The 18,602-nt window shown below is 69.2% G+C and carries 15 protein-coding genes; 1 reads left to right on the forward strand and 14 read right to left on the reverse strand.

Annotation, left to right across the window (positions count from 1 at the left end; translation table 11 throughout):
* The 14 genes from INR38_RS27890 to INR38_RS27955 all read right to left on the reverse strand — a co-directional run.
* A partial coding sequence (locus INR38_RS27890) for a sigma 54-interacting transcriptional regulator (protein ID WP_207444495.1) occupies positions 1 to 1,262 on the reverse strand: 1,262 nt, incomplete at its 3' end.
* A 71-nt stretch (positions 1,263 to 1,333) separates the two neighbouring features.
* Complete coding sequence (locus tag INR38_RS27895; RefSeq protein ID WP_013803351.1) at positions 1,334 to 1,654, reverse strand: metalloregulator ArsR/SmtB family transcription factor; 321 nt, start codon at positions 1,652 to 1,654, stop codon at positions 1,334 to 1,336.
* 153 nt (positions 1,655 to 1,807) lie between these two features.
* On the reverse strand, positions 1,808 to 4,330 hold the full coding sequence (locus tag INR38_RS27900) for a TonB-dependent receptor (protein WP_207444494.1): 2,523 nt from the start codon (positions 4,328 to 4,330) through the stop codon (positions 1,808 to 1,810).
* A gap of 86 nt (positions 4,331 to 4,416) precedes the next feature.
* Positions 4,417 to 5,454 carry a siderophore ABC transporter substrate-binding protein gene (locus INR38_RS27905; RefSeq protein WP_347566776.1) on the reverse strand — a complete coding sequence of 346 codons (1,038 nt, stop codon included), beginning with the start codon at positions 5,452 to 5,454 and terminating at the stop codon, positions 4,417 to 4,419.
* A gap of 64 nt (positions 5,455 to 5,518) precedes the next feature.
* Positions 5,519 to 6,490, reverse strand: coding sequence for an iron chelate uptake ABC transporter family permease subunit (locus INR38_RS27910; RefSeq protein WP_207444493.1), 972 nt, complete (start codon positions 6,488 to 6,490; stop codon positions 5,519 to 5,521).
* On the reverse strand, positions 6,490 to 7,494 hold the full coding sequence (locus tag INR38_RS27915; RefSeq protein ID WP_278251452.1) for an iron chelate uptake ABC transporter family permease subunit: 1,005 nt from the start codon (positions 7,492 to 7,494) through the stop codon (positions 6,490 to 6,492). The genes INR38_RS27910 and INR38_RS27915 overlap by 1 nt, the downstream gene beginning before the upstream one ends.
* The gene (locus tag INR38_RS27920) at positions 7,491 to 9,296 is read right to left on the reverse strand and encodes an ABC transporter ATP-binding protein (protein WP_207444492.1); all 1,806 of its coding nucleotides are present in this window, start codon (positions 9,294 to 9,296) and stop codon (positions 7,491 to 7,493) included. The genes INR38_RS27915 and INR38_RS27920 overlap by 4 nt, the downstream gene beginning before the upstream one ends.
* Positions 9,290 to 11,104 (reverse strand): ABC transporter ATP-binding protein, encoded by a 1,815-nt coding sequence (locus tag INR38_RS27925; RefSeq protein ID WP_207444491.1) that lies wholly within the window; start codon positions 11,102 to 11,104, stop codon positions 9,290 to 9,292. The genes INR38_RS27920 and INR38_RS27925 overlap by 7 nt, the downstream gene beginning before the upstream one ends.
* Before the next feature lie 153 nt (positions 11,105 to 11,257).
* Complete coding sequence (locus INR38_RS27930; protein ID WP_207444490.1) at positions 11,258 to 12,265, reverse strand: FecR domain-containing protein; 1,008 nt, start codon at positions 12,263 to 12,265, stop codon at positions 11,258 to 11,260.
* Positions 12,266 to 12,278: 13 nt separating this feature from the next.
* On the reverse strand, positions 12,279 to 12,797 hold the full coding sequence (locus tag INR38_RS27935) for a sigma-70 family RNA polymerase sigma factor (RefSeq protein WP_207444489.1): 519 nt from the start codon (positions 12,795 to 12,797) through the stop codon (positions 12,279 to 12,281).
* A 137-nt stretch (positions 12,798 to 12,934) separates the two neighbouring features.
* Positions 12,935 to 14,248: an SGNH/GDSL hydrolase family protein gene (locus INR38_RS27940; protein WP_207444488.1), complete on the reverse strand. Its 1,314-nt coding sequence runs from the start codon at positions 14,246 to 14,248 to the stop codon at positions 12,935 to 12,937.
* 200 nt (positions 14,249 to 14,448) lie between these two features.
* Entirely contained in the window at positions 14,449 to 15,963 is a 1,515-nt protein-coding gene (locus tag INR38_RS27945) for a tripartite tricarboxylate transporter permease (RefSeq protein ID WP_207444487.1), read from the reverse strand.
* On the reverse strand, positions 15,963 to 16,532 hold the full coding sequence (locus tag INR38_RS27950) for a tripartite tricarboxylate transporter TctB family protein (RefSeq protein WP_043819577.1): 570 nt from the start codon (positions 16,530 to 16,532) through the stop codon (positions 15,963 to 15,965). The genes INR38_RS27945 and INR38_RS27950 overlap by 1 nt, the downstream gene beginning before the upstream one ends.
* 215 nt (positions 16,533 to 16,747) lie before the next feature.
* Positions 16,748 to 17,707 carry a tripartite tricarboxylate transporter substrate-binding protein gene (locus tag INR38_RS27955; RefSeq protein ID WP_013803365.1) on the reverse strand — a complete coding sequence of 320 codons (960 nt, stop codon included), beginning with the start codon at positions 17,705 to 17,707 and terminating at the stop codon, positions 16,748 to 16,750.
* 100 nt (positions 17,708 to 17,807) lie between these two features.
* Between INR38_RS27955 and INR38_RS27960 the strand changes: the two genes are divergently transcribed.
* Complete coding sequence (locus tag INR38_RS27960) at positions 17,808 to 18,530, forward strand: response regulator transcription factor (protein WP_043819580.1); 723 nt, start codon at positions 17,808 to 17,810, stop codon at positions 18,528 to 18,530.
* Positions 18,531 to 18,602 lie beyond the last annotated feature (72 nt).

Consider the following 18,602-nt stretch of genomic DNA (forward strand, 5'->3'; position numbering starts at 1 on the left):
TGTTCTGCGTTGATGGCGGTGTCTTCGCTGCGCATGGCGGCCTGCTCCAGCACGTTGCGCAGTTCGCGGATGTTGCCGCGCCAGGTCTGGCCGGCCAGCAGGGCCAGGGCGTCGGGCAGCAGTTCGGGCGGGGGCATGTCGTTGCGCAGGGCCAGTTCTTCGGAGAGGACTTCCACCAGGGCCGGGATGTCGCGCCTGCGTTCGCGCAGCGGCGGCACGCGGATGGGCAGCACGTGCAGGCGGTAGAAGAGGTCTTCCCTGAAGCGGCCGTCGCGCACCATCTGCGGCAGGTCGCGCGAGGTGGCGGCCACCACGCGCACGTCAAAGCGCACGAGCTGGTTGGAGCCCAGCGGTTCGATCTCGCCCTCCTGCAGCGCACGCAGCAGCTTGGCCTGCAGGTTCAGGGGCATGTCGCCGATTTCGTCGAGGAACAGCGTGCCGCCGTCGGCCAACCTGAACTTGCCGTCGCGCGGCTTGCGGTCTGCGCCGGTGTAGGCGCCGGGGGCAACGCCGAAGAATTCGGCCTCCAGCAAGGCGTCCGGCACGGCGGCGATGTTGACGGTGACGAAGGGGCCGCCGGTGCGGGCCGATGCCGCGTGGATGGCATGGGCCAGCAGTTCCTTGCCGGTGCCGGTTTCGCCCAGCAGCAGCACGGGGCTGAGCGACTGGGCCGCGCGGCGCGCCTGGCGCTTGACCTCCACGGCCGCCGGGCTGCTGCCGACAAAGCTGGCAAAGCTGTACTTGGCGCGGCGCTCACCCTGCACGGCCACGCGCAGGCTGCGGTTGCGCTGGGCGGCCAGCTCGCGCCGGGCCTCGTCCAGGTCGCGCTGCAGAACGGCGAACTTGCTGATGAGGGGCTGCAGCGTGGTCTCCGGCTGGTCGAAGAGCACGATGCCGATGGCACCGATGACCGCGCCTGCATCGTCCTTGAGCGGGATGCGGCTGACCACGAAGGTGCCGGCGCGGTTGGTGAGCAGGTCGATGAGTACGGGCTCGCCGGTTTCCAGCACGCGGCGCATGCGGGTGTTGGGGATGACGTCCTCGACCATGTGGCCAAGGAAGTCGTCCACCGAGGCCACGCCCAGGTCGGGCAGGAAGCGCTGGTAGCCCTCGTTGACCCAGACGATGCGCCCTGCCCTGTCGGCCAGGAACATGCCCTGGCTCATGGTGGAGAACAGCTGGAACATGGAGCGCGCTGCCAGCGCGAGGATGCCGTCGGCATCGAGCGGCAGGGGCTGGACCAGGGTGGGTGTGGGCGGCATGGATGGCATCCTAGCCGAGTCGCCTTGGGTCCCCTTGAGATCCCTTTTTGCAGCCTGCGGGTCTGCCGCGCTCAGCCCTGCGCGATGGCGACCTGGGCGCAGATGGCGCGGCACATCTGCGCCGCCTGCGCGTTGGCGATGAAGTAGTAGATGCTGACGCCTTCGCGACGCCGGCCCAGCACGCCGGCCTGGTACAGCGTGTTCAGGTGCTGGGACATGTTGGGCTGCGTGGTGGTGATGTCGGCGAGCAGTTCGGTCACGTTCTTCTCGCCATGGCACAACACGCTGATGATCTTCAGGCGCACGGGCGCCGCCATGGCACGGAACAGCTCCGCAGCGCTCTCGAACACGCTGTCGTCGCTCAGGTCCATGCTGTCATTGCGGCTGTCCATAGGCGTCTGTCATCCTGGTAATGGAGGGTGGGCGGGTTGGCGGGCCGGCATGCTCGCCGCCCCATCGGGCTAGTTTATAGCCCGCAGGGCGGCAGCGCAGGCTCGGCCCGGCTCGGGTTCGGCTTGATCTACGGCAAGGCGCCGTGTCATCGCTCAGAAATCAACCGTGGCCGACAGCATGAAAGTGCGCGGCGCGCCCAGACCCAGGCTGGTCCACAGCGGCGTGGCCCAGTAGGCCTTGTTGGCCACGTTGGTGATGCTGCCGCGCAGCGTGAGCGGGTGGCCGGCCGCCGTGGTCACATAGCGCGCGCCAACGTCGAACACGGTGCGGCCCGGCACGGACAGCGAGTTGTCGGCATTGATGTACTGCCTGGATGCCGTGGTGGCATTGGCCGTCAGCGTCAGGCCCTGCAGGGCAGGCACGTCCCACTCCACGCCCAGCTTGCCCTGCAGCCTGGGCACGCCCGCCGCCAGCTTGCCCTGGTTCACGCCGCCTGCCGTGCGGGTGAGCTTGGGCTGTACGTAGGCAATGCCGCCCATCAGGCGCACGCCCGTGGCCACGTTGCCGAAGAAGCCCCATTCCACGCCCCGGTTGCGTTGCTCGCCGCCGAAGGAGAAGACGTTGGAGACAGGATCGGTGTAGCCGTTGGGACGCTGGATCTCGTAGAGGCTGAAGGTGTGGGCGAAGTCGCCCAGGTCCAGCTTCAGGCCCAGCTCCTTTTGCCTGGACTTGTAGGGAGCGAACACTTCGCCCGCGTTGACCGCCGTCATGGGTGCGGTGGCGCCCTGGCTCAGGCCTTCGATGTAGTTGGCGTAGACCGAGACACGCTCGCTGGCCTTCACCAGCAGCGCGGCGGCCGGCGTGGTGGCGCCCTGGTCATAGCGCGAGGTACGCGCGCCCGTGGCCACGTTGAAGGTGTCGCTGAGCACCTGCTGGCGGCGCAGGCCCAGGGTGAGCTGCACGCGGTCCTGCGCAAAAGACAGGGTGTCGGCCACGCCGATGCTGGTCAGCCGCAGTTCGGTGCGCGAGATCGGGGGCGCATTGAAACTGGTGGCCGGGCCCCAGATGGGGTTGTAGATGTTGGTGATCCAGTCTTGGGCCAGCACGTTGCGGCGGCCGAACTGCTTGTCGGTATGCGTGTAGTAGGTGGCGTTGAGCGCCCACTGGTGGCCCACGCCAGCCGTCTGGAACTTGCCCTTGAGGCCGGCCTCTGCCGACTTCTTGTCCATCTCGAATCCCAGGTCGGCCAGGTTGGTGCGGTAGTCGCCGGCCGTGTTGAAGACCTGGATCAGATAGGCGCCTGTGGAGCGGTACCGGGTCTTGCTGGTGCCCACGGCGGCATAGGCCGTGACGCTGTCGCCCAGGTCAAGCTCGCCGCGCACCATGGCGCCCTTGTCCTTGGTGTCGTAGAAGGCCCAGCTGGGGTTGAGCAGGGTGTCGGCCTTGGGCGGCCTGGGCACGGGCAGGCCTGCGGCCAGGTTGATGCCGCGGTTCAGGCCGTCGGTACGGTCATCGCTGCTGTACAGGTCGGCCGACAGGCGGGCACGGTCGCCGCGCCAGTCCAGGCCCAGCGAGGCCAGCCGGGTTTCCTTTTCCTGGTGGTTCACGGCGCCGTCGCCGTCGCGCAGCACGCCGTTGAAGCGGATGCCGAACTGCTTGCGCTCGCCAAAGCGGCGGCCCAGGTCGATGTGGGCGCCCAGTTGCGCATCGGACATGAAGGAGGTGGTCAGCCGCGTCAGCGGCTCATCGCCCGCGCGCTTGGGCACGAGGTTGACCGTGCCGCCCACAGAGCCGCCAGGCGGCATGCCGTTGAGCAGGGCCGATGGGCCCTTGAGCACGTCCACGCGCTCGAACATTTCTGGCGATGCGCGGTAGAACGGCGCCACGCCGAACAACCCGCCAAAGGTCACATCGCCAATGCTGGAGCTGAAGCCGCGAATGGAATAGTTCTCGCTGATGATGCCGGTCATGCCCGTGCTGAACACGGTGGGGTCGGCGGCGGAGATCACGTCGGTGATGTCGCGGGCCTGGCGGTCGGCGATGAATTTCTCGGTGTAGCTGATGGTGTTGAAGGGCGTCTCCATGAAGTCCTTGTCGCCCAGCAGGCCCATGCGGCCGCCCGTGGATACCTGGCCGCCGGCATAGGCTTCGGGCGCCTGCTGAGCCTGTGCGCGCACGGTGACGGCGGGCAGGAGCACGCCGCCCTCCACGGGCGCTGCGGCGTTGCGGTCGCGGCCCAGGGTGTAGCTGCCGTTGGCCTCGCGCAGCGCGCGCAGGCCCTGGCCGCGCAGCAACTCGGCAAAGCCTTCGGCCACGCTGTAGCTGCCCGACAGGCCTGCACTGCTGCGGCCTTGCAGCAGGCTGGAATCCACCGTCAGCTCCACGCCGGCCGCTGCGGCAAAGGCGTTGAGCGCCTGGCCCAGCGGGCCGGCGGGGATGCTGAAGGCGCGGCGGGCCTCGCCGGGTGCCGCCCCGGAAGCTGCTCCAGATGCGGCCCCCTGGGCAGCCGCCTGCGCCAGCGCGGACGGCATGGCCACGGCCAGGCCGCCCAGTGCCAGGCCCGCCATGCAGAGCATTTGCACGGCGATGGCCGTGTGCCTGGAGGCAAAGGCCGGGTGCGGCAGGGCGCGCGATGCGCCGTTGTGCGCGGGGCGGGATGGATGGCGTAGTGCCATGCGGGACTCCTTTCGATTCGGGTAGGCGTTGGGTGTTTCACCTTGTCTTCCGAACGAGAAAGCCAAACCCTCAATCGAGAATGCGATCAATTTGCAACCGCAGTTGCCACCGATGCCGTGCCCGCTGCCGGCGCATCGCCGTAGCCCTTGAGCACGTCATCGACCATGAGCTTCACCGAGGTCACGCTGGCCGCCGTGACGTACCAGGCCTCTGAATCGACGAAGACCACGCGGTTGTTCTTCCAGGCGCTGGTCTGGCGCAGCAGCGGGTTGTCCATGCCTGCGGCGTCCATGCCGGGGCGGCGCTGCATGATGGCCGTGCGGTCGATCACGTAGAGGATGTCCGGGTTGGCCTGCTGTATGAATTCGCTGGAGATGGGCTGGCCGTGCAGGTCGGCCTCGGCCGCCGTGCTGGCGGGCTTGACGCCCAGTGCGTTGAAGACAAAGCCGTAGCGCGACTGCGGCCCGAACGAGCTGAAGGCGCCGTTGTTGTGCATGACGATGAGGGCCGTCTCCGCACGGCCCTCGGTGGCGCGCCGGGCCTGGGCGACCTTGTCGTCCATCTCGGCCGCCTTGGCGCGCGCCAGGTCCTCCTTGCCGAAGATGCGGCCCAGGGTCAGCAGGTGATCGCGCACGGTGTCCAGGTGCCGGGTGCCGCTGTTCCTGAAGTCCACGTCGAAATGCACCGTGGGCGCAAAGCCCGAAAGCTCCTGGTAGGCGCTGGCCTGGATGGGCGAGATCAGCACAAGGTCAGGCTTGAGCGCGTGCACGCGCTCCAGGTTGGGCTGGACGATGGAGCCCAGGTCCTGCACGTTGGCATCGTCCTTGTACCGGGCCAGGAAGTGGGGCACGAAGTCCTTGGGCATGCCGGCAATGGGCACGCCGAGCTGGTCGAGGAAGTCGGCCTCGTTCATGTCCAGCGCGGCCACGCGCTGCGGCGGGCGCTCCACCACCGTGGTGCCCAGCTGGTGCTGCACGGTGACGGGCGTGAACTCGCCGGCCGCCGCCTGCGGCGCTGCGGCCTGTGCCGACGGGTTGGCGGGCCGGTCGCAGGCCGACAGGGCCAGGGCAGCGGCCAGGGCCAACATGGGAGCGTGATGGGGAACGCGGAACAGACGGGTCACGGGCTTTCTCTCCTGAAAAATGGGATGCATTGCATTGGGTGTTTTTGGGAGGCCGGGGGCCGGCTCAGGCCCGGCCGCGCCCGCGCACCATGAGCGCGAGGAAGTAGCTGCCGCACACCAGGTTGACGAGGATGCCCACCGAGGTGCGGTAGTTGAAGACATGCTCCACCGCCAGCTGCGCCGCGATGAAGATGGACACGGCCACGGCGCAGCCCAGCGGCAGCGTGACGCGGTGGCGCGCCGTGCCCGCCAGCGCATAGCTGATGTGGGCCACGAAGATGCCCATGAAGGCCGTGGGCCCCAGCAGGCTGGTGGACACCGCCACCAGCGCGGCAATCAGCGCCAGCTGCAGGCGCAGCTGGCGCTGGTAGTGCACGCCCAGCGAGATGGCCTGCTCGCGGCCCAGGGCCAGCACATCCAGCACGGGCAGGCTGCGCCGCACGATCACGCAGGCCACGGCCACGATCAGCGCCGACCACAGCAGCTGCGCGGGCCGGGCGCGGTTGAACGAGGTGTAGCTGTAGCCCTGCAGCACAGAGAACTCTCCGGGGCTGATGCGCAGCTGCACGAACTGCGTGAAGGTGCCTATCACCATGCCCAGCACCAGGCCCAGCAGCAGCAGGAAGTACACGTTGTCCCGCCCCGCACCCAGCAGCCAGCGGTGCAGGGCCCAGGAGTAGCCCAGCATGCAGGCCACCGACAGCCAGAAGTTGCCGCTGGGGCCCAGCACCACCAGGCTTTGCACGCCCATGGCCAGCACCAGCAGCGCCTGCAGCAGCAGGTAGACCGCCTCGTAACCCATGATGGCGGGGGTGAGGATGCGGTTGCCCGCAATCGTCTGGAAGACGATGGACGACAGCGCAATGCAGATGCCGCCGATGACGATGGCCGACAGCCGCGTCAGCCGCCGTGGAATGACATAGCCGAAGTCCAGGCCCGAGCCCAGCAGCACGAAGCAGGCCGCCAGCGCGACGGCAACCACGGCAACCACGGCAGCCGCAATCCATGCGGTTGTCTGAGGCAAGGCCTTGCGCATCACGGCCTCCTGCGCAGGATGAGCACGAGGAAAAGCACGCCGCCCACGCTACCCGCCGTCAGGCCGATCGGCACCTCGAAGGGATGCATGATCAGCCGGCCCACGATGTCGCAGGCCAGCAGCAGCGAGGCGCCGCTGAGCGCGACGATGGGCAGGGTGCGGCCCAGGTTCTCGCCGCAGCGCATGGCCACCAGGTTGGGAATGACCAGGCCCACGAAGGGAATGGCGCCCACGGTGATGACCGTGGCCGAGACGGTGACGGCCACCAGCACCAGGCCCAGCGTGGCCAGCGCCGGATAGCTCAGGCCCAGGCTGATGGCCATGCCCTCGCCCATGCCCAGCACTGTGAAGCGGTGCGCAAACGCATAGGTGAGAGCCACGATGGGCACGATGAGATAGATGATTTCGTAGTGCCCCTGCACGATGCGCGAGAAGTCGCCCAGCAGCCAGCCCTGCATGCTTTGCAGCAGGTTGTGGCGAAAGGCATGGAACTCGGCGATGGCGCTGAGCACGCTGCCGTACATCAGGCCCACCACGGGCACCAGCACCAGGTTGCGCAGGCGCATGCGGCGGATGATGGCCACGTACAGCAGGCTGGCGCCCAGGCAGAACACCAGCGCGAACACCATGCGCCAGGCCACGCCCCACGCGCCCGAGGTGAAGGCCGAGGCGGGCGCCACCGTCAGCGACACCAGAATGCCCAGCTTGGCCGCATCCAGCCCGCCGCAGGTGGCAGGCTCCACAAAGCGGTTCTGCACGATCTGCTGCAGCACCACGCCGCACACCGACAGCCCCACCCCCGTGAGCACCAGCGCTGCCAGGCGCGGCAGGCGGCTGGCCGTGAGGGTGAGCCAGGCATCGCCCGACAGCGACAGCAGCTGCCCCCAGTCCACCTGCCGCGCGCCGATGAGCACGGACGCGCAGCACAGCGCGGCAAACGGCAGCAGCCACGGCGCCAGGCGCGGGGCCTGCGTCCTTGTCTCTGGCTTCGCAGGCTCGCTCAACGGAGGTCCTCGCCCGTGCCTGTGGCCGTTCCCGTGCGCGTTCCCGCAATGCGCCAGCCCTTGGCGGCGCGCCGCCGCGCCAGAAAGCGCGCATACAGGTCCTGCGCCTGCGCCAGCTGCTGCGGCGTGCCCTGCTCGCTGACGCGGCCCTGGTCCAGCACGATGATCTGGTCGGCCATGGCCACGGTGGACAGCTGGTGGGCAATCACGATCAGCGTGCGCCGGCCGCGCAGCCGCGCCAGCGCCTGGGCGATGGCGGCCTGGTTCTCGGCATCCAGCGCGGCCGTGGCCTCATCGATCAACAAAATGGGCGCATCCTTGATGAGCGCACGCGCAATGGCGATGCGCTGGCGCTCGCCGCCCGACAGGCGCGCCCCGCCCTCGCCCACCGGCGTGTCCAGGCCCTGCGGCAGGCGCTCGATGATTTCGGCCACGCCGGCCTGGCGGGCGGCCTCCATCACCTCGGCATCGCTGGCCTGCGGGCGGCCCATGCGGATGTTGTCGGCAATGGAGCCCTGGAAAAGGTAGCTGTCCTGAAAGATCTGGCTGATCTGCCCGGCCAGCCGCTCGCCCGCGATCTGGCGCACATCCATGCCGCCCACCAGAACGCTGCCCTGCTGCACATCGAAAAAGCGCGCGATCAGCCGCAGCACCGAGGACTTGCCAGAGCCCGAGGCGCCCACCAGCGCCGTCATCGAGCCCGGCTCCACACGCAGGCTCAGGCCGCGCAGCACCTCGGGCTGGCCCGGCGCGTAGCGGAACACCACATCGCGCAGCTCCACCGAGGCATCGCGCGGCGCTTGGGGTATGGCAGGCTCGGGCAGCGGCTGGACCGCGAGGATGTCGCTCACGGCATCGAGCTGCACGCGCGCGGCGCGCAGCGAGTCGGCGTAGCCGGCCACCTCCAGCAGCGGATCGACATGGCGGCAGGCCAGCAGCAGGGCCACGATCACGGGGATGGCGGCGGCCATGCCCATTCCCTTGCCCTGTGCTGCAACGCCGCCCAGGCGCTCGTCCAGCCACAGCGCGCCGGCCACCAGCAAGGCCGCAAACACGGCCTGCACGGCCCAGCCATTGAGCACGCCCGACAGCGCCGCCAGGCGGATGGATTGCGCGCCCGATGCGCGCTGCCGGCCCAGGGCCTGGTCCAGCCAGCGCGTGCCGCCGCCTTCGCCATTGAAGGCGCGCAGCACGGACTGCGCCTGGGCAAACTCCACCATGCGCTGGCTGGCACCGGCCATGCTGCGCTGCAGGCGCTCGTCGGCCCGGCGGCCCAGGTGCGCGGTGACCAGCAGCACGCCTGCCAGCAGCGGCAGCGCCAGCAGTGCAATCAGGCCCATGCGCCAGTCCATGGCAAACAGCGCGGCCACCACGGCAACGGGCCCCACGGCGCCGCTGAACACGGGCGTGAACACATGGGCCGGCAGCTGGGCCACTTCCATCATTCCCTGCGAAACGACGTGGTTGAGCCGGGCCGTGTTCTCAGGGGTGAACCATCCCACGGGCAGGCGGGATACATGGTCACCCAGGCGGTGGCGTGCCACGCGCAGCACGGCGGCGCCCAGGCCCAGGCCGGCTTTTTCCACCTGGCGCTGCCAGGCCCAGCACAGCACCACGCCCGCCAGCAGCACGGCCAGCCAGGCCGCGGCGCCGCGCGTATCGCCTGCCAGCAGGCGCGAAAGCACGGGCACAAGAGCGGTGACGACCAGGCCGCTGAGCAGGCCATGCAGCACGGCCATCCAGGCATAGCGGCGGAAAAGCCGGGCATCGTCGCCCAGCAGTTGCATCAGGGTCTTCAGCATGGCGGCAGCTCCGGGGCCAGGGCGGGGGTGAAAGGCTGGGCTTGCGTGGGCGGTGGGGCATCCCCGCCCAGCGCCCACAGCCGTGCGTAGCGTCCGCCCAGCGCCAGCAGCTCGGCATGGCGGCCGCGCTCGCGGATGGCTCCGCCCTCCACCACCAGGATCTGGTCCGCATGCATGACGGTGTCCAGCCGGTGGGCGATGACCAGCAGCGTGCGTCCGGCGGCCAGGCGCGACAGGGCTTCCTGGATGGCGGCCTCGCTCTCGGCATCGGCAGCGGCCGTGGGCTCGTCCAGCACCAGCACGGGCGCATCCAGCAGCACGGCGCGCGCAATGCTCACGCGCTGCTGCTCGCCGCCGGACAACTGGGCGTCTTCGCCGATCACGGAGTCATAGCCGCGCGGCAGCGCCAGGATGCGTTCATGGATGTGGGCGGCGCGCGCCGCCTCTTCCACCTCCTGCGCGCTGGCCGAGGGCCGGCCCAGCGCAATGTTCTCGCGCACGCTGGCGTGCACCAGGCGCACGTCCTGCAGCACAAAGGCCAGGTGGCGGTACAGCTGCCGGGTCTCGATCTGCCGCAGGTCCACCCCGCCCAGCGTGATGCGCCCTTCGTTCGGGTCGAAGAAACGCAGCAACAGCCGGGCGAGCGTGGACTTGCCCGCGCCCGAGGCACCGACCACGGCGGTCACCGTGCCGGGCCTGAGCGTGAAATCCATGCCCTTGAGCACGTCATGCCCCGCCTCGTAGGCATGGCCAACGCCTTCGAAGCGGACTTCGCAGCCTTGGGGCAGCCTGCATTGATCGGCGGCCGGTTGCTCCAGCACGGGCGTGCGCAGCAGCGCCTGCACGCGCTGGGCGGCGCCCGTGGCGTGGTTGAGCGCATGCAGGTTGAAGCTGAGCAGCTGCAGCGGCGCGCTGATTCCCGGCGCCACCAGGGCAAAGGGCAGCACATCCACGGGCGCCATCCAGCCCAGGGCCGTGAACAGCGTGCCGAAGGCCAGCACCACGCCCAGCACGGCCACGGGCGCGATCAACGCATTGGCATTGGCGCGCGCCGACACCAGCGGACGCGCAAAGCCGAGGAAGGCGTCGGTAAAGCCATCGACGGCCTCGCGGTAGCTGCCATGGGCGCGCCCGCTGGCACCAAAGGCCTTGACCACGGGAATGCCGTGCACGAACTCCACCACCGCGTTGTTGATGCGAGCCAGTCCCGCGCCAAAGGCCGGCATGTGGGCGCCGCTGGCCTGCATGGCATGGCGCATCACCAGAAAGAAGATGCCGAACGGCAGGGCCGAGACCAGGGCCATGCGCCAGTCCATGGCCACCAGGTAGACCGCAGAAGCGGACACCGTGCCCGCGCCGCGCCCCACGGTGGTGTAGAAATGCGCGGTCAGTTCGTGCAGGGTGGCCACGTCGTCCTGCATGGCCTGCTTGACCTGGCCCGAGGCCCGCTCGGAAAACCAGCCCAGCGGCACGCGCGCCAGCCGCTGCATGGCCGACAGGCGCAGCCCGTGGGTGAGTCGGTTGTCGGCCAGATGGGCGACCAGCTCGCCCGCCGACACCAGGGCCATGCCCGCGAACAGGCAGACAAGGCACAGCGCGATGACGCGCCAGGCATCGGTCGCCACCATGCCGCCATCGGCCAGCGCCAGCCGCGCGATGTGGGCAATGCCCGCCAGCGGCGCCAGCGCCAGCACGGCGCCCGCAAACGACAGCAGCGCGGCAAGAACAAGCTGCGCGCGGATGGGCTGCAGCGTCTGCGCAATGGGGCCGAGGCCGGCCTGGGGGTCATCGGCATCGGTGGAGTGCATGGGATTTCCTGGAAGGCATGGCGGGACAGAAAACAAGGGCTCTTGCCTGTCTTCCGAACGAGAACGCCAAACCCTCAATCCGCAGGGGCAGGAAGTTGAATCAGCCGGTAACGGGTTTCGAGAGACGAGGAAGGCGCCGCGGTGAAAGGCGCCTCAGCCCGCCGCCTGCACCGTGACCCAGTAGCGCGTGCGCGCAACCACCTGCACGGGCAGGCCCAGCGCCAGGTTGTGCAGAGCGCGGTCGGTATCGCGTAGCGAGAACACGCCCGTGACGCGCAGGCCGGCCACCTGCGGGTCGCAGCGCAGCAGGCCCGTGCGGTAGCGCGCCAGCTCGGCCACCAGCTCGCCCAGCGGCATGTTGTCGGCCACCAGCACGCCGCGCGCCCAGGCGGCGGCGCTTTCCTGCGCGGCCACCGGGGGCTGGGCCAGATCGCCGGAGAAGACGGCGCCCTGCCCTGCCTCCACCCGCACCACCTGGCCCGGCGCCCGGGCGGGACGCACTTCCACCGCGCCCTCGAACACGGCCACGCGGGACTGCTCATCTTCCTGGCGCAGCGTGAAGCGCGTGCCCAGGGCCTGCACCGTGCCGTGGCGCGAGCGCACGCGCAGCGGGCGCGGCGCACGTTGCGGATCAGGCGCAGTGGTCACGAGGATCTCGCCAGCGCGCAGCAGGATCAGGCGTTCGGCCCCGTCAAAGCGCAGGTCGATGGCCGAGGCCGAGGCCAGCGCCACCTGCGTGCCATCCGGCAGCGTGATCTCGCGGACCTCGCCACACGCCGTGCCATGGCTGGCAGCGGCGATTTGCCAGGCATCGGTGCCGCGCACCACATGGGCAATGCCACCGGCCATGGCCATGAAGCCCAACACCTGCATGGCGCGGCGGCGGCCACGGCGTGGCGCCGGCGACGCAGCGGAGGTGTCCGCCAGCGCATGCCGCGCAATGCCGCCGGGCACGCTGCGCAGCTTGTCGTCAAAGGCCTGCAGACGGCTCCAGGCCAGTTCGTGCCGCGGATGCTCGGCACGCCAGCGGGCGCAGGCGGCGCGGTCTTCGTCGCTGGCGTCATCGGCCCATAGCCGGGCCATCCATTCGGCGGCGCGCTGGACAATGGCCGGCTCCAGCAGCTCGCTGGAGGCGTCGGGCGATGCAGGCGATGAGGACATGCGGGCGGGCCGTTCAGCACACCGGGCCGTGCAGCGCCTGGTAGCAGGCCAGCAGGCCGGCGGCGATGTATTTCTCCACCGAAGACACGGACACGCCCAGCTCGGCCGCGATATCGCGGTAGGCCATGCCGTCGAGCTTGCACAGCAGCAGGGCCTTGCGCGCCTTGGGCGACAGGCCGTTCAGCGCGGCATCGATCTCCACCAGCGCCTCCAGCGCCAGGGCACGTGTTTCTTCGGAGGGCGCCATCTGCTCGGGCAGCAGGGCCAGCGCTTCAAGATAGGCCGCCTCCACGCGGCGGCGCCGGTACAGGTCGATCACCAGGCCGTTGGCGATCTGGGTGAGATGGCGGCGGTGCTCGTCGGCCGGCGGAACACGGCCGGTGCGCAGCAGTTGCAGGTAAACGTCGTGCGCCAGATCGGCCGCATCAAAGGCATTGCCCAGCTTGCGGCGCAGCAGGCCGCGCAGCCAGCCGTGGTGATCGGTGTAGAGAATTTCGACTTGTTGCTGAAGCGCGAACTCGGCGGCGGCCACGATACCCCTCCCTGTATCCCAGGGCGCAGTCAGGCCAGGGATGAATGACAAATGAGAACCATTTGCATTTTATAGGGAGACAGCCCCGCCGCCGCCAACGCCACCATCAACGCCACCTCCACCGCGTGCAGGCGCGGCTAGCGCGGCAGCAGGCCCGGCAGTATGGCGTTCAGATCCACCGCATCGGCCATGGCGCGATTGCCTTCGTCGCCAGGATGCAGGCGATCGCCCGAGTCGAAGCGCGCCGCGATGCGGGAAGGATGGGCGCCATCGCGCAGCACGGCATCGAAGTCGATCACCGCATCGAAGGCGCCGCCCAGGCGTATCCAGGCGTTCACCTGCCGGCGCAGATCGTCCTTGTCGTCCTGGTAGTAGTCGTCCAGCGGCGTGCCTGGCAAGGCGCCCTCGAAGGGCGGCAAGGTGGCGCCGATCACGCGCAGCCCGTGGCTGCGCGCCCTGGCGATCAATTGGCGATAGCCCTCTGCCATGTCCTGCAGCGTGGGACGCGGCGCCTGCCGCGCAAAGGCCGTGCCGGGCCAGGAAATATCGTTGATGCCCAGCAGCACGATGAGGCTGCGCACACCGGGCTGGGCCAACACATCACGCTCCAGCCGCGCCAGCGCATGCTCGCCCATGCCATCGGACAGCAGGCGCGCACCCGAAATGCCGGCATTGACCACTGCCGCGCCGTGCGGCGCAAGGCGCGCGGCCAGGAAATCCGGCCAGCGGCTGTCCCGGTCCAGGCTGGCCGTGGCGCCGTCGGTGATGGAGTCGCCCATCACCGCTACCACGGGCACCGCGGGCGCCGCAGGTTCGGCCTCGACCTGAATACCCGCCAACAGCGGGCGGGCCGTGCTGCTGATTGCGCCAGGGTCCGAAGTCCGCAGCGCCGCAGCAGCGGACTGATCGCCCGCCACGATCCAGCCGGTCTGGCGCCCATCCCAGTGAAAACTCTGCACAGGCGTGGCGCCGGGCAGGTAAAGGCTCACGGCCACCTGCGACAGCGCCGCCAAAGGCAAGGCCACCGGGTCGCTGACCAGGGATGCGCCTGCGGCAATGGTGGCTTGCGCGCCGCCGCCAAAGGTCACGGCCTGCAGGCTGCCAGCGTCAATGGCGCCCGCCGGCAACGGCTTTGCCACGGTCGCCCTGCCCACGGTCACAGGCTGGCCGCCATAGGCGTTGGACAGCACGATGCGCAGGCGCGGCCCGCCCAGGCTGATGCGCGCCACCTGGCGCACGGTCTGGTCCTGCAGAACGGCGGGCAGGTTGGTGGGAAAGAGGAAGTCCGCCCCCCAGACCGGCTGCGGGCTGGCCTGCCACGTGGCAGCCCAGTTGGAGGCTTCAGCCGAACCCGCCGGCACCGTCGAATCCGCCATGGCAGGCGTGGAAATCACAAGCGCCAGAAGGACCGCGCCCGAGGCCGTGGAAAGCGATGGAAAAAGTTGCCGCATGCAAGGAATCCGATGTCTGTCGATGGCGGGATCATGGATTCAAGGGCTGCGCGGGACTAGACGGTCTGCGGGAACACCATCTGTGAATGGAAGGCATCAACCAGCGGACGAAAAAAAGCCCCCGCCTCGGAAGGCAGGGGCTGTCAGGGGCCCGGGGCGCCATGCGTGACACCGCCGGGCCGGCTAGCAACGGGTTGGCATCAGCCTGCAGCCGCCTCCGGCGAGGGCTTGGGCTGCAGGCGCTTGAGCACGCGCGGCACGATGAGCACGCAGGCCACGATGATGATCAGCGTCAGCGACATGGGCCGCTGCAGGAAGATCCACCAGCTGCCTTCGCCGATGGACACGGCATTGCGCATCTGTGCCTCGGCCAGGGGGCCCAGGATCATGCCGACCACGACGGGCGCGGTGGGGAAGTCGAAGCGGCGCATGACCACGCCCAGCACGCCGATGCCGTACAGCAGGAACAGGTCGAAGGCGCTCTGGCGCATGCCGTAGGCACCCACGGTGGCGAAGATCAGGATGCCTGCGTACAGCTGAGGACGCGGGATCTTGAGCAGCTTGACCCACAGGCCCACCATGGGCAGGTTGAGCACCAGCAGCATCAGGTTGCCGATGTACAGCGAGGCGATCAGCGCCCAGACCAGGGCGGCGGACGAGCTGAACAGCTGCGGGCCGGGGTTGATGCCGTAGTTCTGGAACGCACCCAGCAGCACGGCCGTGGTGTTGCTGGTGGGAATGCCCAGGGTCAGCAGCGGGATCAACGCGGCGGTCACGGTGGCGTTGTTGGCGGCCTCGGGGCCGGCCACGCCTTCGATGGCGCCCTTGGTGCCGAACTCGGCACGGTTCTCGCCCTTGGCCAGCTTCTTTTCGGTGGCGTAGCTCAGGAAGGTGGGGATCTCCGTGCCGCCGGCAGGGATGCAGCCGAAGGGTGTGCCGATGACGGTGCCGCGCAGCCAGGCGGGCCACGAACGCTTCCAGTCGCGGCCGGTCATGTGCACGCGGCCCATCCTGTTTTGCGTATCGACGACCTTGCCTTCGTACATGGCGGCGTACAGCACCTCGGCCACGGCGAACAGGCCCACGGCCACGAGCACGATGTCCACGCCGTCCAGCAGTTCCATCTTGCCCATGGTGTAGCGCGCAGCGCCCGAGATCTGGTCCATGCCGATGCAGCCCAGCGCCAGCCCCAGGAACAGGGCCGTCATGCCGCGCAGCGCGCTTTGGCCGAGCACGGCACTGACGGTGGTGAAGGCCAGCACCATCAGCATGAAGTACTCGGGCGGGCCCAGCTTGACGGCAAAGTCGGCCACCGACGGCGCGAACAGCGTGACGACCACGGTGGCCACGGTGCCGGCCACGAAGGAGCCGATGGCGGAGGTGGCCAGCGCGGCGCCCGCGCGGCCGCTCTTGGCCATCTTGTTGCCCTCCATGGCCGTGACCATGCTCGCGGTCTCCCCGGGCGTGTTCAGCAGGATGGAGGTGGTGGAGCCGCCATACATGGCGCCGTAGTAGATGCCCGCGAAGAAAATCATCGAGGCGGTGACCTCGACCTTGGCGGTAATGGGCAGCAGCATGGCCACGGCCACGGCCGGGCCGATGCCGGGCAGCACGCCCACGGCCGTGCCCAGGGCGCAGCCGACCAGAGCCCACAGCAGGTTGGCGGGTGTAATGGCGGTGGCGAAGCCCGCCATCAGTGCGTCAAAGATTTCCATTACAGCCACCCCGTCTCAGTCAGGCCCGGCAGGTTGATTGCCAGGAATTGCGTGAAGGCCCAGAACACAGGCGCCGAGATAAGCAGCCCGGTGACCACGTCCTTGACCCAGGTGATGGGTGCGCCCGCCTGGGCCTGGCCGCCAGCACGGCGCAGGCCCTGCACGGCCAGCACGTAGCAGACGGTGCAGCTGACGATGAAGCCCACGGTGCCGATCAGTGCGGCGTTGACCATCAGGCCGGCCGACACCCAGACGAAGGCACCGATGTCGGCGCGTGGATGGCCGCCAGGGGCAGAGGCTTCGCGGTAGCCGCCCGTGCGCGCCTCCCAGACCAGCCAGGCGCCGCAGACCGCGAGCACCACGGCGCACAGCCAGGGCAGGAAATTGGGGCCGACGCCGCCGTAGCCGGAGTCGGAAGGAATCTGCAGCGCGCCGAAGGCCAGGCCTGCAGCGACGAGCAGCACGCCAGAGCCGACGATGGTCTGCGCGCGAACCGAGGGAAAGCCGCTGGGCTCATCGGCCTGGGCGGCATCCGTGGCAAGTGGATTGGGTTGTGAGGACTCGGACATGGTCAGTTCCTGGCCGCAGCGGGACCGGCGACCGGGCTGGCCACCGCTGCAGACGTGGGGAAAAATTAAGCCGCCGGGGCCTGCGGGCCGCTGGCGCGGCGCGCGGGCATCTTCCGCTTCTTGAAGCAGGCGCTGCGACTGGCGCCTGCCGTGGCCCGCAGGAGTGCAGGCCTGTGGCCGCACCGGCCCCGCAGGAGGCCGGTGCAGCCGTTCGATCACACCATGCCGGACTTGACCATGGTGGCGCGCAGGCTCGCGAACTCCTGGTCCACGAACTCGCCGAAGGCATCGCCGGCCAGCCACGCGGGCGTCCAGTCGTTCTTCTGCAGAGCCTCGGCCCAGGCCTTGCTCTTGGTGGCCTTCTCCAGCATGGCGACCAGCGCGTCGCGCTGGGGCTTGGTGATGCCGGGCGCGCCGTACACGCCGCGCCAGTTGCCGATCTCGACGTTGATGCCCTGCTCCTTGAGCGTGGGCACGTCCACGCCCTTCAGGCGCTGGCCCGAGGTCACGCCGATGGGCTTCATCTTGCCGGTGCTGATGTACTCGGCGAACTCGCTGAAGCCGCTGCCGCCCACGGTGACGTTGCCGCCCAGGATGGCGGAGATGGCCTCGCCGCCTCCACGGAAAGCCACGTAGTTGATCTTGGAGGGATCGACGCCGACTTCACGCGCGATCATGGCCGCCGCAATGTGCTCGGTGGAGCCGCGCGAGCCGCCGCCCCACTTGACGGAGCCCGGGTCCTTCTTGAGCTGGGCGATCACCTCGGCCATGTTCTTGAAGGGCGAGTTGGCGGGCAGCACGAACACGTTGTATTCGCTGGTCAGGCGCGCCAGCGGCGTGGCCTGCGTCAGGTTCACGGGCGGCTTGCCCGTGATGATGCCGCCCAGCATGACGGCGCCCATGACCATCATGGCGTTGGGATCGCCCTTGCTGCCGTTGACGAACTGCGCAAGACCGATGGCGCCAGCGGCGCCGCCCTTGTTGTCATAGGTGACGGAAGCAGCCTGACCAGCGTCCTGCAAAGCCTTGCCCAGGGCACGGCCCGTGGTGTCCCAGCCGCCGCCGGGGTTGGCCGGCAGCATCATCTTGACGGCGACCGCAGCCTGAGCAGACAGCGGCAGGCTGCCTGCGGCGGCCAGTGCGGCCAGCGACTTCAGAAAAGTATCACGACGCATGGTTTGACTCCTTGTGTTGTAAGGCTGTCGATGATCGGTTCGCTACCTGTCAAATGGCTGTCCAAACCCCTAGGGGAATCCCTAGATCGCTCTTGGCGCGATGGCCTGCATCGCGCCCGGTGCTAACGTGCGGGCCATGCAATTGCTGCTCGTAGAAGATGACAACGCCATGCGCACCACGCTGCAGCGCACGCTGATCCGGCGCGGCATCCAGGTGGAGACGGCGGCCGACGGCCCCTCGGCCCTGGCGCAGTGGCTGGTGCGCGAGCCCGACGCCGTGGTGCTGGATTTGAGCCTGCCCGGGCTGGATGGCCTGCAGGTGCTGGAGCGTGCGCGCGGCCAGGGCCTGCGCACGCCCGTGCTCATCCTGACTGCGCGCGGCACCGTGGGCGACCGCGTGCTGGGCCTGAACGCCGGCGCGGACGACTACCTGGCCAAGCCCTTCGACCTCGACGAGCTGGAGGCCCGGCTGCGCGCCCTGCTGCGCCGCAGCAGCGACAGCTTCGCGCCCAAGCCACCGCCCGAGACCATTGCCATGGGCGCGCTGCGCTACGACAAGGCCAGCGGCGCCATCCACCGCGATGGCGAGATCATGGAGCTGACGCCCCGCGAGCTGGCCCTGATGCACGCCCTGCTGGCGCGCCCCGGCCATGCCGTGGCCAAGGAGCGGCTGTTCGCGCTGGTGTTTCCCGGCGAGTCCGACGTGCAGTACGAGGCCGTGGAAGTCGTCGCCTACCGGCTGCGCAAGAAGCTGTCGGGCACGGGCGTGCAACTGGTCACGCTGCGCGGCCTGGGCTATCTGCTCAAGGCCGAGTCGGCCTGACGCATTGCCGCATTCCCGCACCGCAAGCCCATGCGCGACCCCGGTCTTCCCCCTGTTTCTTATACTCATCCA

The organism is Delftia sp. SD018, assembly GCF_017355445.1.
Lineage (GTDB): Bacteria > Pseudomonadota > Gammaproteobacteria > Burkholderiales > Burkholderiaceae_C > Comamonas > Comamonas acidovorans.